The organism is Pseudomonas sp. IT-P395, from assembly GCF_949767675.1.
Classification (GTDB): Bacteria; Pseudomonadota; Gammaproteobacteria; order Pseudomonadales; family Pseudomonadaceae; genus Aquipseudomonas.
On record NZ_CATKPW010000044.1, the window covers coordinates 132,291 to 155,883 of the forward strand.

A 23,593-nucleotide genomic window follows, 5' to 3' on the forward strand; every position below is an offset into this window, starting at 1 on the left:
CAGGTCGATGGATATCTGAAAACACCGCGGTCAGTCCCCTCTCCCTCTGGGAGAGGGTTAGGGTGAGGGCGCCCCCCACAGAACCAGGTTATTTTTTCTTCAGGCAATCACTCATGAACGTCTTGCGCGCATCGCCGGTCAGGGCTTTGGTTTTCGCGTCGGCGTTGCAGGTTTTCATTTTTTCCTGCTGCGGGGTCAGGGCCTTGGCATCGTTGGCCGCTGGCGTTGCCTTGAGGCAGGTGCTCATGAAGGTTTTGCGCTCATCGCCTTTCAGACTCTTGGCGGTCGCATCGGCATTGCAGGTGGTCATTTTGTTCTGTTGCGCCGTGGCGGCGAAACCCTGGGAACACAGGAGCAAACCAATCATCAACAACGGCACACGCAACATCTTCATGGAGTTTTCTCCTTGTCGCCGCACCGATGGGGGCGGCCTCTGCTGGAGTGTAGCCAAATCTTGTTACACCTTCCTGCCTTCCAGATGGCTACGGCGATACTGCTCCGGCGTGCAACCGGCCTGCCGCGCGAACATGGCGATAAATGCCGAGCCGCTGCTGTAACCAAGATCGAAGGCGATTTCCTGTACGCTGCGCGACGTCTCCAGCGCCTCGATTGCCGCGAGATAACGCAGACGCTGGCGCCACTCGCCGAAACTCATCCCCAACTCCCGAACGAATTGCCGGGCCAGCGTGCGCTCACTGACGTGCACTTGCGGCGCCCAATGCGCCAGCGGCTGATTGTTGCCCGGTTCGGACTGCAAGGTTTCGAGGATTGCCAGCAACCCCGGACTGCTCGCGTACGGCAGATAACATTCGTGCACGGGTGCCTGCTGCAATTGATCGACCAGCACCTGCGCCAGACGCTGATCGGCATCCCGTTCGGGAATCTTCACGTCGCGGGCGGCGAAGTCTTTGAGAATCGCCTTGAGAATGTCACTGATCGCCAGGGTACAGGCGCGCTTGGGCAGTTCGGCGCAGACCTTGGGGTCAAGGCAAACCGCACGATAGTTGACCGGTTGATGGCTGTAGAAACTGTGCTCGACCTGCGGCGGTACCCACACCGCGTACTGTGGCGGTGACATGAAGCGGCTGCCGTCGACGTCCATGTGCAGCACGCCATGAGCGGCGTACTCCAGCGTGCCCCACGGATGGCGATGCGGCGCGGCGTATTCATGGGCATTGAAGTCGGCGTAGCGGAAGTACACCGCCGATGGCAGTTCGCTGAAATCCAGCAGATCGATGTGTTTGCTGTTCATGCTGTCCGGTTTCAGAGGCAGGTTGTCCGGTTCGAAGTATAGGCCTGCATCCAGACAAGGGATAATCGCCCTTCATCAACGTAATGGTTTCAACTCATGCAATACGCGTTTCCGCTGCTGGCGATTTTTATCTGGGCCGGCAATACCGTGATCAACAAACTCGCGGTCGGGGCAATCTTCCCCGCCGAGATCGGTTTCTATCGCTGGCTCCTCGCCGGTTTGCTGTTCACCCCGTTCATGCTCAAAGCGGTGATCGCGCACTGGCCGCAGATCCGCCCGAACCTGGGCAAGATTTTCATCCTCGGCGTACTCGGCATGGCGGTGTATCAAAGCCTCGCCTACTTCGCCGCAACCCTGACCACCGCCACCAACATGGGCATCATCCTGTCGCTGATGCCGTTGATGTCGCTGGCCATGGCAATCATCAGTCTCGGTCAGCGCCTGACGGCGGGGGCACTGGTCGGTGCGGTGTTGTCGTTTGCCGGTGTGCTGGTGGTGGTGTCCTCCGGCAGCCTCGGCGCTTTGCTGCAACACGGCGTGAACATGGGTGATGCGATGATGTTGATCGCCACCCTGGCCTATGCGATCTACAGCACTTTGCTGAAAAAATGGCAGCTGCGCCTGCCGCCGCTGGTGTTGCTGTATTTGCAGGTGCTGGTGGCGATTGTCGTGTTGTTTCCGCTATACGCAGCTTCGCCGAAGACCGGGCTGACTCTGCAGAACATTCCGCTGGTGCTGTATGCGTGCCTGCTGGCGTCGATGCTCGCGCCGCTGGCGTGGATGCAAGCTGTGCAGCGTCTGGGGCCGAGCCGCACGACGTTGTTCTTTAACCTGCTGCCATTGATTACCGCGCTGATTGCGGCGGTGGTGTTGAAGGAGCAGTTGGCGATGTATCACTTGGTGGGCGGGTTGTTGACATTGGGCGGGGTGATTCTTTCCGAGCGCTGGACGACCGTGTTGGGCCGCCGAATCAGCGTTGCCTGATGGAAAAGATCGCAGCCTGCGGCAGCTCCTACATGAGTTCGGGGCGTTCACAAAATTTGTGTTCGACACTGAACCCGTAGGAGCTGCCGCAGGCTGCGATCTTTTGATCCTAAAGGCCTGCAGCCTTCAGCCGCGCCGCATGCTCGACAAACAGTCGCACCGGATCTGCACCCTTGCCGACCAGCCCCAGCGACTGATTGACGATATCGAAGTGGTCCAGCGGATAGTCATCACCAATCACCGTGCCCAGATGCGAGCTATACCGCCCGACCATCCCATCGCACTGCCCCGGTTCACGCACAAACGTTTTCGCAAACAACCGGCAACTTCGATTCGTCCCGTCAAACAGATTGCCGCCACGATCCGTCTTGCCCGGCTGCAATGTCCCCGACCACGAGTAATAGCGCACACCGTTGACCTCTTCCGGCCCGTGCCCGCCCCACGTTTCCGGCAAGCCCTGGGGATAACGCTGGTTGAACAGCGCCACGCCCTCAGTGGTCAGCGATTGATGCGAGGCGTGAATATCCACCGGCAGTTTCGGCCCGTGGTAACCGGTTTCCATTAGCGCCATCAGCCAGCCGACAAAACGCAGCAATGCCTCAAGCACACGACCCTTGGCGCTGTCCGCCGGGTAATGTTTTTGCAGATAGTCGGCCAGTTCCGAACCATGATTCGGTCCGGCGACCGACGTCACCGAGGCCACCAGATCCGGCCGCTTCGCCGCCGCATAGCGCGCCGTCAATGAGCCCTGACTGTGGCCGAACAGGTTGACCTTTTGCGCCCCGGTTTCGCGCAAGATCTCATCGATGCGCGCCAGCAACTGCTCGCCGCGCACCTCAGTCGAATGGAGCGGCGACACTTGCACCGCAATCACCGTCGCACCACCCCGGCGCAGTGCCTTGACGATGCCGTACCAGTACGGATAGAGCACCAGCCGGATAAACCCGAGCATTCCGGGCACCAACACCAATGGATAACGCGTCGACATGGGCAAACATCCTTGTGGTCGGTGAGTGGATGCCAGACGTGCAAAACGCCCGCCAAGCATCCTCCCTGATCATGACAACTCAACGACCAGCCTACTTCAGGCCCACCACCCCCGCCACAATCAGCCCTACCGAAACCAGTTTGACCAGCGTCAGGCTCTCACCCAACAGGGCAAAGCCGAGGAACACCGTACCCAGCGAACCAATCGCGGTCCAGATCGGGTAAGCGATGCTCACCGGCAGCTCGCGCATCGCCAGGGTCAGGAAGTAGATCCCGCCGAGCGCCGCAATCACCGTGATCAACGAGGGCCACAGCCGGGTGAAGCCCTCGGCGTACTTCATGCCCATGGCGAAGGTCACTTCAAACCCGGCGGCGATCAGCAGGAACAGCCAGGCCACCTAGAACTCCCGGGCAAGGCTGAGCAAACGCTGCTCCGCCTCGGCCACCGATACCGCGAAAGTGCGTTCGGCGGACTCTTCGCCCTCGGCTGCGACCACGCTGACGTCATTGATGCCGATGAAACCCAGCGCCGTGCGCAACCATGGATCGGCGTGGTTCAAGGCTTCCAGTTCACCACCCGGACCGAAGCCGAAGCCACCGCGACTGGTGACGATCAAGGCTTTCTTGCCCTGCAACAAAGGCGTGTACTGGGCGACGCCATTGTCCAGCGTGTGATCGAAGGTCAGCCCCAGGCGCACGATCTGATCGACCCAGGCCTTGAGGCCGCTGGGCACACTGAAGTTGTACATCGGTGTGGAAATCAGCAGCAGGTCGTGCTCGAACAACTCGCCGACCAATTGATCGCTCAGGGCCAGATCGGCCTGCATCGACAGTGGGCGTGCTTCAGGCTGTGGATAAAACGCGGCGGCGACAAAGGCTTCGTTGACCGCCGGAATCAGTGCCCGCCCGACCTCGCGGCGAGTCACTTGCGCCTGCGGATGACGCACCTGCCAGGCACTGAGAAAATGTTCCGCCAGACGCCGCGAATGGGAACGGTCGCCACGTGGGCTGGCATGGATCGCAAGAATTTTGCTCATCTGAAACTCCTTGAGGCTAGACTTGAGTTGGCGTGTCGTTGCAGATTGCAGGTGTCACCCCTAAGCCTCAAATGAGCAAAAGTCAGTCTGGATGAGTTTATTTCATCCATGGAGTTTTCAATGTTCGCCTCGCTGCCTCTCACCGCCCTGCGCGCTTTTGAATCGGCGTCACGGCTGCTCAGTTTCAAGGCTGCCGCCGAAGAACTGTCGGTCACGCCCACGGCGATTTCTCACCAGATCCGGTCGCTGGAAGACTGGCTCGGCCTCGCGTTGTTCGAACGCCTGCCACGCCAGGTGCGCCTGACCGAGGGCGGCGAGCGCCTGTTTCGCAGCCTGCACGGCGCATTGCTGGAAGTGGCGCAGAGCGTCGATACCCTGCGCCCGCAGCGCAACGCCAGCACGCTGACGCTATCGACCACCGCCGCGTTTGCCGCGCTGTGGCTGGTGCCGCGCCTCGGACGCTTTTATGCGCAGCATCCGAACATCAACGTGCGCCTCGACACCCACTGCGAAGTCATCGATCTGCATCAGGACGCCAGCGTCGATCTGGTGTTGCGCTACAGCCTCGACGACTACCCGAACCTGTACGGTCTGTGCCTGTTCGATGAATCGTTCGGCGTTTATGGCTCGCCCGAGCAAGTGGCGCTGGCCGCGCGGCGTACGCCAACGTTGATCAGCGTGCGCTGGCACAACTCGAAACTGTATGCCCATGGCTGGGAAGCGTGGTGCGCCAAGGCCGAGGAAAACTGGCTGAACCAGCAACCGGCGATCCGCGAATACGACGAAGAACATTACGCCCTGCAAGCGGCGATCGCCGGGCAAGGGCTGGTGCTGGCGAGCAATATTCTGGTGTCGGAGAGCGTCGCCAGCGGTTTGCTGGTGCCGTACAAGGGCGAGGTTCAGGTCGATGGCGCCGGTTACAGCGCGTTGTGTGTGCCGGGGCGTGAGCGGCATCCGCCGGTGCGGGCGTTTTTTGCCTGGTTGCGCGACGAAGCGCAGCGCTCGGGACTGGTGCCAAGGTCGCAGCAAATCGGGTAAAACTTTTTGCAACGCTCATGACTCACAGCTTAGGTAGCGACCGCGTCCGCAGAACGTGGCGACAATCGGATTAGCCTCCAGGAGATCGAAATGAGCGACGACCTGCATCTGTCAGATGTTCAAACCTTGCGCGACCGTGCGCGCCAACACGTCGAGAATGGCGCCGTCACCGAGGGCTACAGCGCCGACCGTGAAGAGGTGCTGCGCTTGCTCAATGAATCGCTGGCCACTGAACTGGTCTGCGTGCTGCGCTACAAGCGCCACTATTTCATGGCCAATGGCGTGAAAGCCCATGTGGCCGCCGAAGAGTTTCTCGAGCACGCCACCCAGGAAGCCGAGCACGCCGACCGTCTGGCCGAGCGCATCGTGCAATTAGGCGGCGAGCCTGAGTTCAACCCCGACCTGCTGTCGAAAATGTCCCACGCGCAATATGTGGCCGGCAACACCCTCAAAGAGATGGTCTACGAAGACCTCGTTGCCGAGCGGATCGCCATCGACAGCTATCGCGAGATCATTCAGTACATCGGCGAGAAAGACCCGACTACGCGGCGTATCTTCGAAGATATTCTGGCGCAGGAAGAAGAACATGCCGATGACATGGCTGACATCCTGAACGACCTGTAACCCCTGACGACTGATCGTTCCCACGCTCCGCGTGGGAATGCAGCCCGGCACGCTCCGCGTGCCTTTTTATTGCCGAACGCGGAGCGTCCGTTGAGGCATTCCCACGCAGAGCGTGGGAACGATCAGGAAATCGCCTTCGCGAGCACCGATTACTTGGTCGGTTTTACGGTGACAGGCGCCTTGCCCGCCTTCATCTGCTCCAGCAACGGCGCACACTGATTCGGCTCACCGCCACTCGGCGCCACCAGCGCCAACAGCCCCGCCGCCGGTGCGGCAATCACGCCCAACGCAACCATCCCCGCTCCACGCAACATCAGCGGCACGGCCTTCACGCCGGCATCCGGCTTGATGAACTTGCCCCGCACATACAGCGGCGAACGCAGGGAGATCAAACGCCAGCCCTTGGATTCCGGCGTTACCGTCAGATCCAGTTGCTCGGTGGCCATGTTCGCCGTGCCGTCGATATAGATGATCGCGTTCTCGGTATCGAAGACAAACAACTGCGTGGTCGCCAGACCGGTCTTGATGTCAAAGTCGGCCGCTGCGCAGTTGATCTTCACTTCCTTGTCGCCAAAGATCTTGCCGACCACATAGTTGCCGACGTTGAGCCCGGCCAGTTCCATCAGCTCACGGCTGATCGCGCCGTCGTTGATCAACATCTTCAATTTGCCGTTGGCGCCGCCCAGCAGCTTGGCCACCGAGTTGCCGCGACCAGTGATATCGGCGTCGCCATTCAGCTCACCAAAACTGGTCTTCATCGGTTCGAAAGTCGGGAACAGCTCTTTGAGTTTGAACCTGCGCGCAGTCAGCTTCGCCCGGCCTTCCAATGGTTCGGTGCGGCCATTGAGGCGAATCTGTGCATCGAGATTACCGCCAGCGACACCGAAGCGCAGCGGCTCCAGGCTGAGTTCGCCGTCGTTGAGTTTCAGGTGGGTATAAAGATCGTTGAACGGCAGTTTCTCGCTGTGGACGATGCGCTTGCCGGTGAACTCGACGTCGGCGTCCATCGCGCGCCAGCGATCAGTCTTGAACTCTTCCACCGGCAGCACTTTATCGGCCGGCTGTTTGCTCTCGCCACCGCGGGCCTTTTGCTTGTCATTGGAGTCGGCGCCGATCAGCGGTGCGAGGTCAGCAAACAACAGTTGATTGGAGAGCAACGCGCCGCTGAGTTTTGGTCGCGGCTGGCTGGCGACGTAGGTCAGGTCGCCATGAATATCACTGCTGCCGATCTTGCCGTTGAACTGCTCATAGGTAAATTTCGCCCCGGCCTCGTCATGCAGCTTGGCGATCAAATGGCCGTCGGTGGCGTACGGTGGCGTATCCGGCAGGGTCACGCCGGTCAGCGGATAGAGATTGCCGAGGCTGGCGCCGGCCAGTTTCAGGCGCAGATCGAGGGCGCCGAGATTGAGCGGATCGGTCAGCGTGCCAGCCAGTTCGATGCTGGTGTCGCCGATCTTCGCCTGGGCCTGCAGCGGGAATGGCTTGCGCGCATCCTGCAAGGCGAGCAACCCGCCGATCTTGCCTTGGCCGGTGAGGTTCTGCCCGTGGTATTGGCCTTTGACCTTCAAGGCAAATGCATAATCCTGCGGCGCACCGCCCTTGTCCTGCGCGGTTTTCGCCGCCTTGGCACCAACGATGTCGCTGTACGGGATCGGCTTGCCCAGCGGATCGATCAGCACATCGAGATTGGTCTTGAGTGTCTGATCGTCGAGGGTGACGTGCCCCTTGTCGAACCCGATCGCGCCGATGTCGACCACCCAGTCCGACGGTTCAGCGTTCGGATCTTTCGGGTCGAACTTGAACGTCCAGTTGGCGCGGCCATCGGCCAGACGCTGCAACTGGGCATTGGGCTCGGTCAGGTCGATGCGCGGAATCACCACCCGTTGCGCCAACAGCGCCAGCGGCGAGATACGCAGCTCAACGCGCTTGAGCGTGACCATCTGCGGTTGCTTCGACCAGTCCGGGTTGCCCAGGCTCAAGTCCTCGGCGACCACGTGCGGCCACGGCACCCACGCGCGCCAGCCACCCTCGTCCGGCTCGCGCTGCCAGATCACCGCGAGATTGCCGTTGATGGCAAACGGTCGGTGCAGTTCTTCCGAGACTTTGGCGTTGAGCGGCGGTTTGATCCGGTTCCAGTCGAAGAACACGATGATCAATACCAGCACGGCCAGTAGCAGCACGAGGATGGCGAAGGTCCAGCTGAAGATTTTTCCAGTGCGCGTCATGCACAAAGCTCCTGATCACGACCGCACGCAAAGACTGCAGCGCACGGCTGAAACGGCGGGCCAAAGCGGCCCTCATGAAATCTACGACTGGCAAACCAGCCGCAGGTTTAATCGAAAGGCCTATTACTGCGCAAAAAGTCGCGCGAAATCTGACCAATCAGTCGAACAGTGTTACCGCGACCGCACTTTTGCGAGGCGCGAGTGAGTCGGAAATACCCACCTCGGTGCAAAACCGTCGGCCGGAAAGCCGCGATCTAGAGCCTCCCGGCAGAACAATCAATTCTGTTGATTATTACCATTGCGTTTATGAACTTTTATATCGACTTATCGAGAGTAGCATTGCCCTCGTACCCACTTTATCGCCCTCTCAAGGAGCAACCCATCATGAAACGCCAATTACTGCTCAGCCTTACCCTGTCGATGCTAGCCAGCACTGCTTTCGCCCTGCCCGCTGCCGACCAAGCGACTCCGCAAGTTAAATCCAGCCACTCGGTATTCAGCCAAACCGTAGCAGCTGATGGTTCGGACCGTACTCCACAAGGCCAGACCCTGGCTGAAGGCGGCCGCGATCGCCTGGAAGAGAAAGGTCTGGTTCAAGACGGCTACGACAAGACTCCTCAAGGTCAAACTCTGGCGTCTGACGGTAGCGACCGCACTCCACAAGGCCAGACCCTGGCGTCCGACGGTAGCGACCGCACTCCACAAGGCCAGACCCTGGCTTCTGACGGCGGCGACCGCACCCCACAAGGCCAGACCCTGGCTTCCGATGGCGGCGACCGCACTCCACAAGGCCAGACCCTTGCCGAAGGTGGTGGTGACCGTGTGATCGAACGCAACAGCGCTTTGAGCTAAGCCCATGGCGGCCTCGAAAAAAAGCCCAATCCACGGATTGGGCTTTTGACTTTTCCGGCCCGATAAAATCTTCCGCTGCATGCCCTCCCGTTCGACGCCGACAAAGCCGATTTGCTAGAGTGCGGCGCTTGTCCTGCCAAAGAACACACCCTGCGATGCTGCCCCGCGCCGAACAGAAACAACAGACCCGCAACGCCTTGATGGACGCTGCCCGCCACCTGATGGAAAGCGGCCGAGGATTCGGCAGCCTGAGCCTGCGCGAAGTGACGAAAACCGCCGGGATTGTGCCCACCGGTTTCTACCGGCATTTTGCCGATATGGACGAGTTAGGCCTGGTGCTGGTCAGCGAAGTCGGCCAGACCTTCCGCGAAACCATTCGCTTGGTGCGCCACAACGAATTCGTCATGGGCGGCATTATCGACGCCTCGGTGCGGATTTTCCTCGACGTGGTCAGCGCCAATCGCTCGCAATTTCTGTTTCTTGCGCGCGAGCAGTACGGCGGTTCGCTGCCGGTGCGCCAGGCGATCGGGCGCTTGCGCGAGAACATCAGTTCCGACCTCGCGGCCGACCTGACGATGATGCCCAAACTGCAGCATCTGGATGCCGCCGGTTTGAGCGTGATGGCTGACCTGATCGTCAAATCGGTGTTCGCTACCCTCCCCGACATCATCGACCCGCCCGCCGAAGCCCTGCCGGAGCATCTGACGCCGCAGGCGAAGATTACCCAGCAACTGCGCTTTATCTTTATCGGCCTCAAGCACTGGCAAGGGCTAGGCAGTACCGAGTAACAACCTCTTCCTTACTGATACATCCGGTCCCCTGTAGCCCTTCGCCTGCTCGCGATAGCGGTTTAACAGCTACATATTTGCTGACTGACACTGCGCTATCGCGAGCAGGCTCACTCCTACAAAGGTGCGGTGTCACAGCCTCCATTTGGTGCATTAAAAAATCTTCACGCACCAAAACCTTTCATATTCCCGCAACATCTTGAAACATCCACTACGCTCCGACAGGGATTTCCTACATCTCGTCCGATTGGCAAGGCCCTTGCTCTAGCCAGAGTATTGTCCATAGCTGGAAGCTTTCCGATGCTGGTGATTCACCGCAGAATCGACCCTCAACCCGTCTGGGCCGCCGAGTTGCACCTGACCTTCGAAGCACGGAGCAAAAGCCGTTTGCGCTGTTTCAGTGCCGAGGACGAAGACGTCGGGTTGTTTTTGGAGCGCGGTCAGTCGCCGCTGTATGACGGCGAATGCCTACAGGCTGAAGACGGCCGCATCGTCCGCGTCTGCGCCCGTCCCGAACACCTGTTGCATGTCACCTGCGCCAACGCCTTCGAACTGACCCGCGCTGCCTATCACTTGGGTAACCGCCACGTCGCCCTGCAAGTCGGCGATGGCTGGCTGCGTTTGCTCGACGACTACGTGCTCAAAGCCATGCTGGAACAGCTTGGTGCGCAGGTCGAAGCGATCGAAGCGCCATTCCAGCCGGAGCACGGCGCCTATGGCGGCGGCCATCACCATTCACGCCACGGCGACGAAGACTTCAATTACGCGCCGAAACTCCATCAGTTCGGCGTACGCCTGTGAATCCGGCCTGGGCGCTGCTGCGCCTGGCCAGTCCGCAGCTGCCGATTGGTGGCTACAGCTATTCACAAGGCCTGGAAATGGCCGTGGATAACGGCCGCGTCAACAATCCGGACAGCGCGCGGCGCTGGATCAGCGATCAGTTGCTGCTCAACCTCGCTCGCTTCGAAGCGCCGCTATTGCTCGCGCATTGCCAGGCGGCGGCGGATGAACAGTGGGCTGATTTGCAGATCCTTTGCGAAAGCCATCGCGCCAGTCGCGAGACGCGCGAGTTGCATCTGGAGAGCCGGCAGATGGGCTATTCGTTGCAGCAACTGCTCAATGGCTTGCCAGAACTCGACGCATCCGCCCGCAGCTTTCTCGATCAATGCACTGAACCGCATCTGGCCCTGTGCTGGGCGCTGGCCGCGCGCGCCTGGGGTATCAAGCCGCAGGACGCGCTCGCCGCGTGGTTGTGGAGCTGGCTGGAAAACCAGCTCGCCGTATTGATGAAAACCCTGCCGCTGGGTCAGCAAGCCGCGCAACGCCTGACCAGCGAACTGCTGCCGCTGCTGCAACAGGCGCAGCAGGACGCCAGCCGAATCGATCCCGAACACATGGGCAGCGCCGCGTTTGGTCTGTCCCTGGCGTGCATGGCCCACGAGCGCCAGTACAGCCGACTCTTCCGTTCTTAGGAGAAACACTCGATGAACACACAACCTCTGCGCGTCGGCATCGGCGGCCCGGTCGGTTCCGGCAAAACCGCGTTGACCCTGGCCCTGTGCCTGGCCCTGCGCGAGCGCTACAACCTCGCCGTGGTCACCAACGATATCTACACCCGCGAAGACGCCGATTTCCTCGTGCGCAACGAAGCTCTCGCACCGGAGCGGATCATCGGCGTGGAAACCGGCGGCTGCCCGCACACGGCGATCCGCGAAGACGCCTCGATCAACCTTGAAGCGGTCGATCAACTGAACCGGCGTTTTCCGGGGCTGGATCTGATTCTGGTGGAATCCGGCGGCGACAACCTCTCGGCGACTTTCAGCCCGGAGCTGTCCGACCTGACCATCTACGTGATCGACGTCTCGGCCGGCGACAAGCTGCCGCGCAAGGGCGGACCGGGGATCTGCAAATCCGATCTGCTGGTGATCAACAAGATCGACCTCGCACCGCTGGTGGGCGCCTCGCTGGAGATGATGGACAGCGACACCAAACGCATGCGCAACGGCAAGCCGTTCGTTTTCAGCAACCAGAAAACCGGTCAGGGCCTTGAGCAAATCATCGCCTTCATCGAACGCCAGGGCCTGCTGACCGCAGCCTGATTCACTGCTCAACAAGGAAGCTTATCCATGACACTCAAACGTATTCTTGGCGCTGTGGCGCTGCTGCTGACGCCGGCATTGGCTTTCGCACACCCGGGGCATGGCGACAGTGGCTTGATTGCCGGTATCAGCCACCCGATCGGCGGCCTCGACCATTTGCTGGCGATGGTGGCGGTTGGCTTGTGGGCGGCGCAGCAGCAAGGCGCGGCGCGCTGGGCGCTGCCGTGCACATTTGTCGGCACCATGTTGATTGGCGGCATGCTTGGGTTTGAAGGGCTGGAATTGCCGGCACTGGAAAGCGGGATTGCCGCGTCGGTGCTGGCGTTGGGTCTGGCGGTGGCGCTGGCGGTGCGTCCGCCGTTGGTCATGGCGGTGGTGGCGACGGCGGTATTTGCGCTGTTCCATGGCGTGGCGCATGGCTTGGAACTGCCGGACATGAGCAGTCCTTGGGCGTATGCGGCGGGTTTTGTGGCCGCGACAGCTGCACTGCATGCGGCGGGTTATGCCGTAGTGCGTTTCCTGCCTAAGGCTGCGGCACCGTTGGTGCGCCTTGCAGGTGCTGCCTCAGCAATAACAGGCGCCTGGCTGCTAGCAGGCTAATCTCCATCGCCTGTACCGGCCTCATCGCTGGCAAGTCAGCTCCCACAAGGATATTTGGTGTTCACACAATTGTGGACTGACCCAATCACCTGTGGGAGCTGGCTTGCCGGCGATGACGGCCGATCAGACACCAAGACTCTAACGGCCGCCGCTCTGCTACCATGTCGCGCAATCGCCCCAGCCGTGACGACGTCCGCCCATGCCCCACGCTTCCCGCTCCACCTCCCTGCCTGAATTGACCGCCCTGTTTGGCGCTGTGCAACAGCACTTCGTCGACGTGATCGTGCCGCTCTGGCAAGGCCCGGGCTGGAACGCCGACATGGCGTTGCCCTATGAGGCGCTGGACGCCGCGCATCAGCCGCTGCCACCGCAGCGCTACCGGGCGATGGCCTGTGCGCGACAGCTGTATCTGTTTTCCAGTCTGATCGGAGTTGTGGATAACGCTGAAGTCCGTGCGGCGGCGCTGTTCCGCTCCTTGCAACGGCACTTTCATGATGCCGATCATGGCGGCTGGTTCTATAGCATCGATGCCCAGGGCAAGCCGCTGGATCAGCGCAAGGATCTCTACACCCACGCGTTTATCCTGTTTGCCTGCGCGCATTACTGGGCAAAGTCCGGCGATCCGCTGGTCGAGTCGACGCTGAACGCGGCCCTGGAAATCATTGGCCGACGCTTCGCCACCGGCGATGGATTGTACGAAGCCTGCCTGGAACGCGACTGGATCACCCTGCAAACCGGTCCGCTGCAAAACCCGTTGATGCATCTGGCCGAAGCATTCCTCGCGACCCTTGCCGTGCGCGAAGATGCCCAGACGCAGAAAGCACTGCTGGAGTTATGCACAGCCATGCACAAGCGGTTCGTCGATCCGCAATATGGCGTGTTGATGGAGAAGCCGCTCGGCGCTGTGGATAACTGGTATGAGCCGGGGCACCAGTTCGAATGGTATTTCCTGCTCGAGTCGTCGCCGTTGCTGCGCGGTTCAAAACTGCACGCCGCACTGGATCGGGCGTTTGCGTTCACCGAGCAATACGGTGTGGTGCAGCCATCCGGCGCGGTGCGGGCAATGCTCGATCTGGAAATGGACGGACGCCCGCGAGACTCGACCCAGCGGATCTGGGCTCAGGCGGAATATCTGCGCGCGCTGACCTTGCGTCAGGGCAGTGAAGCGGTGGTGCTGCGCCAGTTGCAGGCGTTGCAGCAGCGATTCCTGCATGCGGGTGGCTGGCATGAGTGTCGGGATGAGTTGGGCGAGGTTAGCCGCAAGGACATGCCTTCGACTACGCCGTATCACTTGGCGACTTGCTATAGCGGCCTGGCTGAATATCTGCGCTGACGGATAAATAGCTTTCGCGAGCAGGCTCACTTCTACAGGGGAACGCATTCCAAATGTAGGAGTGAGCCTGCTCCGGGCGGCGATCCGACGAATGGCCGTTACGCGGTCTTCAGGCAATCCATTTCTTGTCCCCGGTAAAACTGATGGTCAACCAGCGCGCCGCATCCGGCCTGCCCAGTTTCGCCGAAATCTCCTCGCGCAACGCATCCAGCTGTCCGACATTGCTCAACGCATAATCCGCCGGCAACACCACATGAATCTCGATAAACCGTGCCCGTCCGTGCTTCTGCACGTACGACACGTAATCATCGAAACCATGCTCGGTTTTCGCCGCCTCCATCACCTGCCGGACCTGATCATCCAGTGTATCCGGCGCAATCCCCAGCACATCGCGTAAGGCCGGGCCAAGGATCTTGAACGCTGGCGGCAACATGGTCAGCGCCAGCACGATCAGGATCAACGGGTCGACATACACCGCCCACTCGCCATAGCCCTGGGACTTGAGCAGCAACGCCGCGAGGAAACTGATCAACAGGCCCACGGACAGCATCGCGTCCACCAGCCAGCTGATGTTGTCGAACTGGATCAGGCTGGATTTGAGCTTGCGGTTACGCCGACGCACGTAGAAGAAATAAGCGAACTCGACAACGGTAAACACCGCCGCATAAATGATCACCAGCCCCAGTTCGATCTCGCGACCACCGTTGATGATGCCAAACACGCCGTTGAGAAACGCGTAGATCGCGATCAACATCAGGAAGCTGCCTTCGATCAGCAGCACCATCGGCTCCAGGTGCCAGAAACCGAACTGGAAACGGTGATTGCTTTCCTTGGCGATCAACTTGGCCGTGATCAACATCAGGACTTTGATGAACGTTGCGATCAGCGAGAAAAAACCATCGAACAGGATGGATTGCGAACCAGAAACAAAACCGGTGACGATCCCGGCAATCGCCACAGCCAACATCAGAATGGTCGATTGTTTGAGCAGTGCCTGCTCACCTCGGTTACTCACTTTGACTCCTCGAAAAACCTTGAAAACCGCGGGGTGCGGTTGGGTTGTTGCGAGGGGAGTTTACCTTATCGCCATTTTTTGCCTGTTCTGGCCTCATCGCTGGCAAGCCAGCTCCCACAAGTATCGAGCCGTTCACAAGATTTGTGTACGCCAATAAACCTGTGGGAGCTGGCTTGCCAGCGATTGGCCTTAACGCGGTGTCAGGCCTTATTGCGCTCAATGGCAAACCCGGCCCAGGTCTGGCTCACCGGCATCAATTCCAGGCTGTTGATGTTGATGTGCGCCGGCGCATTCATCACCCAGAAAATCGTTTCGGCGATGTCCTGCGGCTGGATCGGCTCGGCACCGGCGTAAGTCGCGTTGTAACGCTCCTGATCGCCAGCAAAACGCACCAGCGAGAACTCGCTTTCGCACAGCCCCGGCTCAATGTTGCTCACCCGCACGCCGGTGCCCTGCAAGTCGCAGCGCAGGTTCAGCGAGAACTGTTTAACGAACGCCTTGGTCGCGCCGTAAACATGACTGCCCGGATACGGATAGTTGCCCGCGATGGAGCCAAGGTTGACGATGCCGGCGCCACGGCCATGGGCAATCAGGCGCGGCAGCAGCAGGCGGGTTGCGTACATCAGGCCTTTGACGTTGGTGTCGACCATGGTGTCCCAATCGTCCAGATCGCACTTCGGCGCCGGGTCCACGCCCAGTGCCAGACCTGCGTTGTTGATCAGGCCACGCAGCTTGGCGAACGATGGCGGCAAGTTGGCAATCGCCTCCTCCATCGCCTTGCGATCGCGCACATCGAGCACCAGGCCATGCACTTCGGTCTGCTTCGACAGCTCGGCGCACAGCGCATTGAGGCGTTCTTCACGACGACCGGTCAGCACCAGTTTCCAGCCAGCCTCGGCAAAACGGCGGGCACAGGCTTCACCAAATCCGGACGTCGCGCCGGTGATAAACAGGGTGTTGGACATCGTGTTCTCCTTGCTTCGACCGCCGGGGCAGCCCTTGGAATAGAAAATCAGCAGGCAGCATGCCCGCCCGCGCATTCACGGGCAACACCCACAAGCTGTACAAAAAACAACCAGTCGCACCAACGCTATAGCAACCGTGGCCTGTAGCCATGTGCACGCATGTTATCCACAGTCCCTTCCACAGTTTCCGGGGGCAAGTGCAAACGCGCAAAGCCGCGCCACACAAGGCTTTGCGGGCGAAATAGAAAGTTTTTTGCTTGACCCTGAAGTGGCGGATGTGCGGGACATGGCATTTTGCACGAGCGGACAGTCAACACAGTGATTGCGCGAGGCCAGTAATTACGGCCCTCAGCGCAGTCTTTCCAGAGTTTAATCACAGACTTATCCACAGGCTTGTTGACATGCAATGGCCGCTGAGGCGGCACCCAAAAAAAGGTTGACAACGACGTCTCCCGCTCTCGTAAAAATGCCTGATCAAAAAACAACCACATCCTTGCAGGCCACGGCTTACAAGGCGCGCAGCCAGATACACCCACGTTATTCACAGCCAGCTCCACAGTAACCGGGGACAAGTCAAAACTGTGGAAAAACAGCCATTTGCAGCGTCTATATGTCGCGCTTTGGCAGCTATGGGAATTTGTTTTCCACAATTCCACGCAAGACTTGAAATCACTGATCAATTCCCTGTAGGAGCTGCCGAAGGCTGCGATCTTTTGATCTTTAAAGACAACATCAAAAGATCGCAGCCTTCGGCAGCTCCTACACAGGCGTGCGGTATGTTCGCGGAATGAAAAAGCCCCGGGACTTGCGTCGCCGGGGCTGTGCATAACGCTGGAAGAATCAGTGCCCGCCCAGATAGGCGTTACGCACCTCCTCATTCACTAGCAACTCTTTACCCGTGCCGGTCAGGCGAATCTCGCCGTTGACCATCACATACGCGCGGTCAGACAGTTTCAGCGCATGGTTGGCGTTCTGCTCGACCAGAAAAATGGTCATGCCGGTTTTCGCCAGTTCACGCAGGGTCGCAAAGATCTGCTTCACCACAATCGGCGCCAACCCGAGGCTAGGTTCATCGAGCAGCAACAGCTTCGGTCGACTCATCAGTGCCCGAGCAATGGCGAGCATTTGCTGCTCACCGCCAGACATGGTCATCGCCCGTTGGTTACGTCGCTCTTCCAGCCGTGGAAACAGCGTAAACATGCGCTGCATGTCCTCTTTGGCGTACTTGTCGCCAATCGGGATGGTGCCCATCAGCAGGTTCTCCTCGACGGTCATGTCGGGAAACACCCGCCGCCCTTCCGGCGACTGCGCAATGCCGTTGGAGGCGATGTAGTGCGAGGACTTGTGGGTGATATCGACGCCTTGATAAAGGATCTGCCCGCTTGCGGCCCGTGGCTGGCCGAAGATCGACATCAGCAACGTCGATTTCCCCGCCCCGTTGGAGCCGATCAGGCTGACGGTTTCCCCTTCATTGATCTGCAGCGACACACCTTTGAGGGCCTGGATCGGACCGTAGAAGACGTCGAGGTCTTTGAGTTCGAGGATCGGTTGCGTCATACCAGCTCCTCTTCGTCGGCGCCCAGATAGGCAGCGATCACTTTCGGATCGTTACGGATCGCTTCAGGTCCGCCTTCGGCGATGACGATGCCGTGGTCCAGCACCACGATGTGATCGGAAATACTCATAACCATGCCCATGTCGTGTTCGATCAGCACCACGGTCAGATCGTGCTCGTCGCGCAGCAGCCGGATCATCGCGCTCAGCGCTTCGGTTTCCTGAGGGTTGAGGCCGGCAGCCGGTTCGTCGAGGCAGATGATCTGTGGCCGCGTGCACATGGCCCGGGCGATCTCCAGACGGCGTTGCTGGCCGTAGGAGAGTTCACCGGCGAGCCGGTTGGCGCAGTCGACCAGATCGACCACTTCCAGCCAGTAGAAGGCGCAGTCCAGCGCGTCGCTTTCGGCCTTGCGATAGCCCTTGGTGTTGAGGATGCCGGCGAGCATGTTGCGGTTGACCCACATGTGCTGGGCCACCAGCAGGTTTTCCAGTACCGACATTTCCTTGAACAGACGAATGTTCTGGAATGTCCGCGCCAGGCCTGCACGGTTTACCAGGTGCGTACCGCCGAACATCTTGTAGTACATGCGGCTGAGGAAGGATTTCGGCGAGACAAAATCCGTCGGTTTGAACGACTCGCCCAGCAACTGAATGACGTTGGTCTGCTGGCCGCGCACATTGAGTTCGATCTTGCCGCCGGTGGCTTTGTAGAACCCGGTCAGGCAGTTGAACACCGTGGTCTTGCCGGCGCCGTTGGGGCCGATCAGGGCGAAGATCGAGTTGCGTTTGACCTTCAGGCTGACATCGCTCAAGGCCTTGATGCCACCGAAATGCATCATCAGTTTTTCAACAGAGAGTACGACTTCACTCATGGCGCAGTCCTCTCATAGTGAATGGCACCTTTGCGTGGAGTGACCCCGGTACGGCTGATGCGAATCAGCCCGCGTGGTCGCCAGATCATCATCAACACCATCAGGATGCCGAACAGCAGCACGCGATACTCAGCGAAGCCGCGCAGCAGTTCCGGGGCGACGGTGAGTACGAATGCCGCAATCACCACGCCGATGGTCGAGCCCATGCCGCCGAGCACGACGATGGCGAGGATCAGTGCCGATTCGAAGAAGGTGAACGAGGTCGGGTTGACGAAGCCCTGGTAGGTGGCGAAAAACACCCCGGCCAGACCTGCGGTCGATGCACCGATAGTGAACGCCGAGAGCTTGACCAGCACGTGGTTGAGGCCCATCGAGCGGCAGGCGATTTCATCTTCACGCAAGGCTTCCCAGGCGCGACCGACCGGCATTTTCACCAGCCGATGCTTGATGTACAGCACAGCCAACACCACGAGGAACAACACCGCGTAGATGAAGTAATACTTCACGTCCGGGTTGTAGGCGATGCCGAAGAACTCGTGAAACGGCACCCCGCCATCCTTCGCCCGTTTGCCGAATTCCAGACCGAAGAACGTCGGCAGTGGCGCCGGCATACCGTTCGGGCCGCCGGTCAGCGACAACCAGTTGTTGAGGACCAGGCGAATGATTTCACCGAAGCCCAAGGTCACGATTGCCAGATAGTCGCCGTGCAGACGCAACACCGGGAAGCCAAGGATGCACCCGGCCAGCCCGGCAGTGATCGCCGCCAGCGGCAACACCGTCCAAAAGCCCAGACCGAGATACTGATAACCGAGCGCCAGACCGTAGGCACCGATGGCGTAGAACGCCACGTAACCCAGATCGAGCAGACCGGCCAGACCGACCACAATGTTCAACCCCAACCCCAGCAGCACGTAGATCAATCCGAGGATCACCACGCCCAGCAGATAGGAGTTGGAAACAAACGGCACGATGATCGCCAGCACAATCAGCAGCGGGATGATCCAGCGCAGGCTCGATTTATGGTCGCTTGGCAGCACATGCACACCGGAACCGGTGCTCTCGAATCCGTCGAGGATTTTCAGGCCCTTGGGTGTTTGCAGGAACAGGCTGAGGGCGAAGCGGCCGATCATGACAATGCCGATAATCCACGCCACGCGGGTCGGCTCAAGATTGAAGCTGTAACCCTCGAGTACGACGCCGACAATCGGCCCGAATACGATCAGGGCAATCAGGCCGGCCAGAATCGCCTCAACCAGGCTTTTTTTGATATCAATGCTTTTTTGAGTGGTTGAAGACATCGCTTACACCTTCGACACAAGAGGACGGCCCAACAGGCCCTGCGGCCGGAAGACCAGAACAAGTACGAGCAGCGAGAAGCTGAACACGTCTTTGTAGTCGGAGTTGACCAGACCGGAGAACAGCGACTCGGAAATGCCGAGGATGATCCCGCCGAGCATGGCCCCGGGCAGCGAACCGATCCCGCCAAGCACCGCCGCAGTGAACGCCTTGATGCCGATGATGAAGCCGGCATAGAAGTCGAAAGTGCCGTAGTTCATGGTGATCAGCACGCCGGCCAGCGCCGCCATGGCTGCACCGATGATGAACACATAGGAAATGACCCGATCGGTATTGATGCCGAGGATCGAAGCCATCTTGCGGTCTTGCTGGGTCGCACGGCACATGCGTCCGAGCTTGGTGTACTTGATGACGTAGGTCAGCAGGCCCATGCCGACGAACGCGGCCACCAGAATGAAGACTTTGGTGTAGGTCAGTTGCACGAAGCCAGTACCGACTTCAACACGCCACGCCCCGGTCAGCAGGGTAGGCACACCCTGTTGTTTGGCGCCTTGGGCGATCTGTGCGTAGTTTTGCAAAATCAGGGAGATGCCGATGGCGCTGATCAACGGTGCCAGTCGGGTCGAGTTGCGCAGGGGTTTGTAAGCGACACGCTCGATGACCCAGCCATACACCGCCGTGATCACGATGGTGAAAATCAGGGTGCCGAGCATCAGCAGCGGGAAGGATTCAATACCGAAGTACGCCAGCAGAGCCAGACTGATTGCCGCCAGGTAAGCAGAAATCATGTAAACCTCGCCGTGGGCGAAGTTGATCATGCCGATGATGCCGTAGACCATTGTGTAGCCGATGGCGATCAGGCCATAGACCGACCCGAGGGTCAGGCCGTTGACCAGTTGCTGCAGGAAAATACCATCCATAACGCAATCTCACGCAGTGAGAACCTGCACACCTGTGATGTGCGGTTCTTCTAGGAAAAATACAGATTTACGTCGGAGCAATGTCAGAGCGCGAACAGTTCGATCACCGCAGGACCTTGTGGGAGCTGGCTTGCCAGCGATAGCGGTAGAACATTCAACACAGTTGTCGACTGTCAGGCCGTCATCGCGGGCAAGCCCGCTCCCACAGGGATTTGCGGAGTTCAAACGGTCGCGTCAGCCCTTACTTCTGTTTTTCCAGCTGGTGATATTTGCCGTCCTTGTCCCACTGGTAAACCACGTAGTCGGAGACTTTCAGGTCGCCCTTGGAGTCCCAGGTTTTTTCGCCCATGACGGTTTTCACCGGATTTTTCTTCAGCCAGGCTGCGGCCTCTTCGCCCTTGTTGGACTTGGCACCGTTGAACGCGGCAGCCAGGGTCTGCACCGAAGCGTAGGCGTACAGGGTGTAACCCTCAGGCTCGGTACCGGCCTTGCGGAAAGCGTCTACCACAGTCTTGCTGTCTGGCAGCAGGCGCGGGTCGGCGCCGAAGGTCATCAGCACGCCGTCGACGAATTGCGGGCCACCGGCGGTGGTCACCAGTTCGTCAGTCACGATGCCGTCATCGGACATGAACTTGACGTCTTTCAGGCCTTGTTCACGCAGCTGGCGAACCAGCGGGCCGGCCTCCGGGTGCAGACCGCCGAAGTAGACGACGTCGGCGCCGGCGCCACGGATCTTGGTGACGATGGTGCTGAAGTCTTTTTCGCCACGGGTCAGGCCTTCGTACAACACAGGCGTCACGCCGCGCTTGACCAGTTGTGCCTTGGTGGCATCCGCCAAGCCTTGGCCGTAGGTGTCTTTGTCGTGCAGCACAACGACTTTCTTGCCCTTGAGCACATCAACGATGTAGTCGCCGGCCACGATGCCTTGCTGGTCATCACGCCCGCACATACGGAACATGGCGCTGAGGCCACGCTCGGTGACTTGTGGGTTGGTCGAACCCGGGGTGATCGCGATGATCCCGGCTTCGTCATAGATTTCCGACGCTGGAATGGTCGAAGAGGAGCAGAAGTGACCGACCACGCCGGCGACTTTCTGGTTGGTGAGGTCCTTGGCGACCGTCACGGCCTGCTTCGGCTCGCAGGCGTCATCGCCCTTGACCAGAACGATTTTCTCCCCGTTGACGCCACCCGCCGCGTTGACTGCATCAGCCGCTGCCTGTGCACCCTTCATGTACTGCTCGCCAAATGCCGCGTTGGCGCCCGTCATTGGACCCGCTACACCGATTTTCACATCAGCTTGAGCAAACGCAGAAACACCCAACGCAGTAGCCACTGCGAGGGCCAGAAAGCCTTTCTTGTAAAACGTCTGGGACATGAGGTGGTGCTCCAAGGTTTTTTTTAGTTGGCACTGCGACTTCACTTCACTGAATGCTCAGAGCAAGGGCCGTGCCATCGGTTTTTTATTCTTCAAAAAGTCGCTGCTTTCTTGTTATTTCGACTGTTTCGTTCCCATTTTCATTGGGCGTGCAACCGTCTAAACCGCGGAAGGTGAAACCATTTATTTTTTCAGGCGCAACCCGCACGCGCCATCATTGCAACCGCGGCGCCAAACGACGTGCAACCAGCCTGTAACAGCCCGCGTCACCGAACTGCACACTGCTGGTGCGGGACTGCTACAACCCGCACCATTACAGGCTAGTCGCTGCATCGAAAAGCGCCGCTTCCGGCAACATATTTCAACACTCAAATGACGATGCGCAGGCACTGGCCCGCGTGATACAGCGAGAAACCGGCCTCGTACAGGCAACTGCGCAAGCCCACGCCGGCCAAGGGCTGCATCGGTGCGAAGGGAATCGGCAGGGCTTGCGGATTGCCGTTACACAGATAATCAGCGAAAGCCTTGCCGACCACGGTGCCGGTAGTGACGCCACGGCCGTTGTAACCGGTGACGGCCACCAGTCCCGGCGCCGGCTCGAACAAACGCATGAGGTGATCGGGCGTGAACGCAATGCGCCCGGTCCAGGTGCATTCCCACTCGACAGGTTTCAGATTGGGGAAGTAATGCTGCTGCACGCGGTCGGCCCAAGCCTTGAGAAACCAGGTCGGTTTCTGATTGCCGTTGCCGAGGCTGCCGAGCAACAAGCGCCCTTCTTTGTCGCGACGGATGCTGCTCAGCACCTGCCGCGTATCCCACGAGCCCTGCCCGCCCGGGAGAATTTCCTGCGCGGCGTCTTCGGTCAGCGGCACCGAAGCGACCTGATAGTAGTAACCGGGGAAGAAGTTGCGCTTGAGTTCGGTCCAGTCACCTTCGGTGTAGGCGTTGGAGGCTATGACCACTTGCCCGGCCAGTACCGAACCGTGCTCGGTCTGCACCGACCAGTTCGAGCCCTGCCGCTCGAGGCGAGTGACTGGCGAATGATCGAACATCTGCCCGCCAAGACCTTTCACCGCGTTGGCCAGCCCGGTGACATACGCCATCGGATTGAGCGTACCGGCGCGGCGATCGAGCAAAGCCGCGGCGATTTTTTGCGTGCCAGTGGCTTGCTCGCACGCCTTGCCAGTGAGCAATTCGACTGGCGCGCCACGGCGTTTCCATTGTTGTTCACGACTGCGCAGATCCGCTTCGCCCTTGGCGTTGTGCGCCATGTGCAGGGTGCCTTCGCGGCGTAACTGACAATCGATGTTGTACTTATCCACAAGGCTGAAGACCAGTGCCGGCGCCGCGCCGAGCATGCGATTGAGCTGACTGCCCACCGCTTCGCCGAAACCGGCTTCGATCTCGTCCGGCGGGATCCACATGCCGGCGTTGACCAGCCCGACGTTGCGCCCGGAACCACCGTGACCGGCGCGATGAGCCTCCAGCACGCAGACGCTTTTGCCTTTCTCCAACAGATGCAGCGCCGCCGACAATCCGGTGAACCCGGCGCCGATCACACAGACCTCGACTTTGACTTCGCCCTTCAGCGCGGTGTTATCCGGCCTTTGCGGCGTGAGCTTTTCCCACAGACATTCTTCGCGTAACGGCATTGCCAGACTCCAACAGAAACCTAACGAACACTGCAAAATGATCGTTCCCACGCTCTGCGTGGGAATGCAGTCAGGGACGCTCTGCGTCCCAAAAGCGAACGCGGAGCGTCCGCTGAGGCATTCCC

Annotated in this window: 24 protein-coding genes; 10 read left to right on the forward strand and 14 right to left on the reverse strand. The window is 59.7% G+C overall.

The features are described 5' to 3' along the window. Positions 1-88 precede the first annotated feature (88 nt). Both ACM6IN_RS21075 and ACM6IN_RS21080 read right to left on the reverse strand, forming a co-directional pair. A complete protein-coding gene (locus ACM6IN_RS21075) occupies positions 89-394 on the reverse strand; it encodes a PsiF family protein (RefSeq protein ID WP_007915930.1) in 306 nt (101 codons plus the stop codon). Positions 395-457: 63 nt separating this feature from the next. Further along, positions 458-1,252: an AraC family transcriptional regulator gene (locus ACM6IN_RS21080; RefSeq protein ID WP_414916654.1), complete on the reverse strand. Its 795-nt coding sequence runs from the start codon at positions 1,250-1,252 to the stop codon at positions 458-460. Positions 1,253-1,348: 96 nt separating this feature from the next. Here ACM6IN_RS21080 and ACM6IN_RS21085 point away from each other — a divergent pair, with 96 nt between their 5' ends. Beyond that, a complete protein-coding gene (locus tag ACM6IN_RS21085; protein WP_095121883.1) occupies positions 1,349-2,236 on the forward strand; it encodes a DMT family transporter in 888 nt (295 codons plus the stop codon). A 109-nt stretch (positions 2,237-2,345) separates the two neighbouring features. On the opposite strand, the gene ACM6IN_RS21090 is transcribed toward ACM6IN_RS21085, so the two are convergent. From ACM6IN_RS21090 to ACM6IN_RS21100, 3 genes are all read right to left on the reverse strand, one after another. After that, positions 2,346-3,224, reverse strand: a complete 879-nt coding sequence (locus ACM6IN_RS21090; protein WP_414916655.1) for an alpha/beta fold hydrolase — start codon at positions 3,222-3,224, stop codon at positions 2,346-2,348. A gap of 91 nt (positions 3,225-3,315) precedes the next feature. Further along, on the reverse strand, positions 3,316-3,621 hold the full coding sequence (locus ACM6IN_RS21095; RefSeq protein WP_095113522.1) for a DMT family transporter: 306 nt from the start codon (positions 3,619-3,621) through the stop codon (positions 3,316-3,318). Next, a complete protein-coding gene (locus tag ACM6IN_RS21100; protein ID WP_095113521.1) occupies positions 3,622-4,260 on the reverse strand; it encodes an FMN-dependent NADH-azoreductase in 639 nt (212 codons plus the stop codon). A gap of 108 nt (positions 4,261-4,368) precedes the next feature. On the opposite strand from ACM6IN_RS21100, the gene ACM6IN_RS21105 reads away from it, so the two are divergent. Beyond that, positions 4,369-5,298 (forward strand): LysR substrate-binding domain-containing protein, encoded by a 930-nt coding sequence (locus ACM6IN_RS21105; RefSeq protein ID WP_176472347.1) that lies wholly within the window; start codon positions 4,369-4,371, stop codon positions 5,296-5,298. Between the two features lie 90 nt (positions 5,299-5,388). Beyond that, positions 5,389-5,922, forward strand: coding sequence for a ferritin-like domain-containing protein (locus tag ACM6IN_RS21110; RefSeq protein WP_007915920.1), 534 nt, complete (start codon positions 5,389-5,391; stop codon positions 5,920-5,922). Positions 5,923-6,071: 149 nt separating this feature from the next. Here the strand turns inward: ACM6IN_RS21110 and ACM6IN_RS21115 are convergent, their stop codons facing one another. Next, positions 6,072-8,147: an AsmA family protein gene (locus ACM6IN_RS21115; protein WP_414916656.1), complete on the reverse strand. Its 2,076-nt coding sequence runs from the start codon at positions 8,145-8,147 to the stop codon at positions 6,072-6,074. Positions 8,148-8,531: 384 nt separating this feature from the next. On the opposite strand from ACM6IN_RS21115, the gene ACM6IN_RS21120 reads away from it, so the two are divergent. The 7 genes from ACM6IN_RS21120 (at position 8,532) to ACM6IN_RS21150 (ending at position 13,819) form a co-directional block, all read left to right on the forward strand. Then, positions 8,532-8,999, forward strand: a complete 468-nt coding sequence (locus tag ACM6IN_RS21120; protein ID WP_095113518.1) for a hypothetical protein — start codon at positions 8,532-8,534, stop codon at positions 8,997-8,999. A 155-nt stretch (positions 9,000-9,154) separates the two neighbouring features. Continuing rightward, a complete protein-coding gene (locus ACM6IN_RS21125; RefSeq protein WP_007915913.1) occupies positions 9,155-9,787 on the forward strand; it encodes a TetR family transcriptional regulator in 633 nt (210 codons plus the stop codon). Between the two features lie 300 nt (positions 9,788-10,087). After that, the gene (ureE, locus tag ACM6IN_RS21130) at positions 10,088-10,588 is read left to right on the forward strand and encodes an urease accessory protein UreE (RefSeq protein WP_414916657.1); all 501 of its coding nucleotides are present in this window, start codon (positions 10,088-10,090) and stop codon (positions 10,586-10,588) included. Beyond that, positions 10,585-11,259 carry an urease accessory protein UreF gene (locus ACM6IN_RS21135; RefSeq protein WP_414916658.1) on the forward strand — a complete coding sequence of 225 codons (675 nt, stop codon included), beginning with the start codon at positions 10,585-10,587 and terminating at the stop codon, positions 11,257-11,259. The genes ureE and ACM6IN_RS21135 overlap by 4 nt, the downstream gene beginning before the upstream one ends. A gap of 12 nt (positions 11,260-11,271) precedes the next feature. Then, entirely contained in the window at positions 11,272-11,886 is a 615-nt protein-coding gene (gene ureG / locus ACM6IN_RS21140; RefSeq protein ID WP_007915910.1) for an urease accessory protein UreG, read from the forward strand. 27 nt (positions 11,887-11,913) lie between these two features. After that, complete coding sequence (locus ACM6IN_RS21145; RefSeq protein WP_007915909.1) at positions 11,914-12,486, forward strand: HupE/UreJ family protein; 573 nt, start codon at positions 11,914-11,916, stop codon at positions 12,484-12,486. A gap of 199 nt (positions 12,487-12,685) precedes the next feature. Next, positions 12,686-13,819: an AGE family epimerase/isomerase gene (locus tag ACM6IN_RS21150; protein ID WP_007915908.1), complete on the forward strand. Its 1,134-nt coding sequence runs from the start codon at positions 12,686-12,688 to the stop codon at positions 13,817-13,819. A gap of 109 nt (positions 13,820-13,928) precedes the next feature. On the opposite strand, the gene ACM6IN_RS21155 is transcribed toward ACM6IN_RS21150, so the two are convergent. The 8 genes from ACM6IN_RS21155 to ACM6IN_RS21190 form a co-directional block, all read right to left on the reverse strand. Continuing rightward, positions 13,929-14,834: a cation diffusion facilitator family transporter gene (locus ACM6IN_RS21155; RefSeq protein ID WP_414916659.1), complete on the reverse strand. Its 906-nt coding sequence runs from the start codon at positions 14,832-14,834 to the stop codon at positions 13,929-13,931. A gap of 200 nt (positions 14,835-15,034) precedes the next feature. Beyond that, positions 15,035-15,799, reverse strand: coding sequence for an SDR family oxidoreductase (locus ACM6IN_RS21160; protein WP_007915905.1), 765 nt, complete (start codon positions 15,797-15,799; stop codon positions 15,035-15,037). Positions 15,800-16,639: 840 nt separating this feature from the next. Further along, complete coding sequence (locus tag ACM6IN_RS21165; protein ID WP_038360430.1) at positions 16,640-17,356, reverse strand: ABC transporter ATP-binding protein; 717 nt, start codon at positions 17,354-17,356, stop codon at positions 16,640-16,642. Next, positions 17,353-18,225: an ABC transporter ATP-binding protein gene (locus tag ACM6IN_RS21170; RefSeq protein WP_007915898.1), complete on the reverse strand. Its 873-nt coding sequence runs from the start codon at positions 18,223-18,225 to the stop codon at positions 17,353-17,355. Before ACM6IN_RS21170 ends, ACM6IN_RS21165 begins: the two co-directional genes overlap by 4 nt. Continuing rightward, positions 18,222-19,523, reverse strand: a complete 1,302-nt coding sequence (gene livM / locus ACM6IN_RS21175; protein WP_007915896.1) for a high-affinity branched-chain amino acid ABC transporter permease LivM — start codon at positions 19,521-19,523, stop codon at positions 18,222-18,224. Before livM ends, ACM6IN_RS21170 begins: the two co-directional genes overlap by 4 nt. Before the next feature lie 3 nt (positions 19,524-19,526). After that, positions 19,527-20,441, reverse strand: a complete 915-nt coding sequence (locus tag ACM6IN_RS21180; RefSeq protein WP_007915894.1) for an ABC transporter permease subunit — start codon at positions 20,439-20,441, stop codon at positions 19,527-19,529. Between the two features lie 241 nt (positions 20,442-20,682). Further along, a complete protein-coding gene (locus tag ACM6IN_RS21185; RefSeq protein WP_007915892.1) occupies positions 20,683-21,816 on the reverse strand; it encodes an ABC transporter substrate-binding protein in 1,134 nt (377 codons plus the stop codon). A 368-nt stretch (positions 21,817-22,184) separates the two neighbouring features. Further along, complete coding sequence (locus tag ACM6IN_RS21190; protein ID WP_414916660.1) at positions 22,185-23,468, reverse strand: NAD(P)/FAD-dependent oxidoreductase; 1,284 nt, start codon at positions 23,466-23,468, stop codon at positions 22,185-22,187. Between the last annotated feature and the right edge of the window lie 125 nt (positions 23,469-23,593).

What these genes read in the sequence shown, in the direction of transcription:
- ACM6IN_RS21075 (WP_007915930.1), bottom strand. Translation starts at nt 394, where the DNA reads ATGAAGATGTTGCGTGTGCCGTTGTTGATGATTGGTTTGCTCCTGTGT.
- ACM6IN_RS21080 (WP_414916654.1), bottom strand. Translation starts at nt 1,252, where the DNA reads ATGAACAGCAAACACATCGATCTGCTGGATTTCAGCGAACTGCCATCG.
- ACM6IN_RS21085 (WP_095121883.1), top strand. Translation starts at nt 1,349, where the DNA reads ATGCAATACGCGTTTCCGCTGCTGGCGATTTTTATCTGGGCCGGCAAT.
- ACM6IN_RS21090 (WP_414916655.1), bottom strand. Translation starts at nt 3,224, where the DNA reads ATGTCGACGCGTTATCCATTGGTGTTGGTGCCCGGAATGCTCGGGTTT.
- ACM6IN_RS21100 (WP_095113521.1), bottom strand. Translation starts at nt 4,260, where the DNA reads ATGAGCAAAATTCTTGCGATCCATGCCAGCCCACGTGGCGACCGTTCC.
- ACM6IN_RS21105 (WP_176472347.1), top strand. Translation starts at nt 4,369, where the DNA reads ATGGAGTTTTCAATGTTCGCCTCGCTGCCTCTCACCGCCCTGCGCGCT.
- ACM6IN_RS21110 (WP_007915920.1), top strand. Translation starts at nt 5,389, where the DNA reads ATGAGCGACGACCTGCATCTGTCAGATGTTCAAACCTTGCGCGACCGT.
- ACM6IN_RS21115 (WP_414916656.1), bottom strand. Translation starts at nt 8,147, where the DNA reads ATGACGCGCACTGGAAAAATCTTCAGCTGGACCTTCGCCATCCTCGTG.
- ACM6IN_RS21120 (WP_095113518.1), top strand. Translation starts at nt 8,532, where the DNA reads ATGAAACGCCAATTACTGCTCAGCCTTACCCTGTCGATGCTAGCCAGC.
- ACM6IN_RS21125 (WP_007915913.1), top strand. Translation starts at nt 9,155, where the DNA reads ATGCTGCCCCGCGCCGAACAGAAACAACAGACCCGCAACGCCTTGATG.
- ureE (WP_414916657.1), top strand. Translation starts at nt 10,088, where the DNA reads ATGCTGGTGATTCACCGCAGAATCGACCCTCAACCCGTCTGGGCCGCC.
- ureG (WP_007915910.1), top strand. Translation starts at nt 11,272, where the DNA reads ATGAACACACAACCTCTGCGCGTCGGCATCGGCGGCCCGGTCGGTTCC.
- ACM6IN_RS21145 (WP_007915909.1), top strand. Translation starts at nt 11,914, where the DNA reads ATGACACTCAAACGTATTCTTGGCGCTGTGGCGCTGCTGCTGACGCCG.
- ACM6IN_RS21150 (WP_007915908.1), top strand. Translation starts at nt 12,686, where the DNA reads ATGCCCCACGCTTCCCGCTCCACCTCCCTGCCTGAATTGACCGCCCTG.
- ACM6IN_RS21160 (WP_007915905.1), bottom strand. Translation starts at nt 15,799, where the DNA reads ATGTCCAACACCCTGTTTATCACCGGCGCGACGTCCGGATTTGGTGAA.
- ACM6IN_RS21165 (WP_038360430.1), bottom strand. Translation starts at nt 17,356, where the DNA reads ATGACGCAACCGATCCTCGAACTCAAAGACCTCGACGTCTTCTACGGT.
- ACM6IN_RS21170 (WP_007915898.1), bottom strand. Translation starts at nt 18,225, where the DNA reads ATGAGTGAAGTCGTACTCTCTGTTGAAAAACTGATGATGCATTTCGGT.
- livM (WP_007915896.1), bottom strand. Translation starts at nt 19,523, where the DNA reads ATGTCTTCAACCACTCAAAAAAGCATTGATATCAAAAAAAGCCTGGTT.
- ACM6IN_RS21180 (WP_007915894.1), bottom strand. Translation starts at nt 20,441, where the DNA reads ATGGATGGTATTTTCCTGCAGCAACTGGTCAACGGCCTGACCCTCGGG.
- ACM6IN_RS21185 (WP_007915892.1), bottom strand. Translation starts at nt 21,816, where the DNA reads ATGTCCCAGACGTTTTACAAGAAAGGCTTTCTGGCCCTCGCAGTGGCT.
- ACM6IN_RS21190 (WP_414916660.1), bottom strand. Translation starts at nt 23,468, where the DNA reads ATGCCGTTACGCGAAGAATGTCTGTGGGAAAAGCTCACGCCGCAAAGG.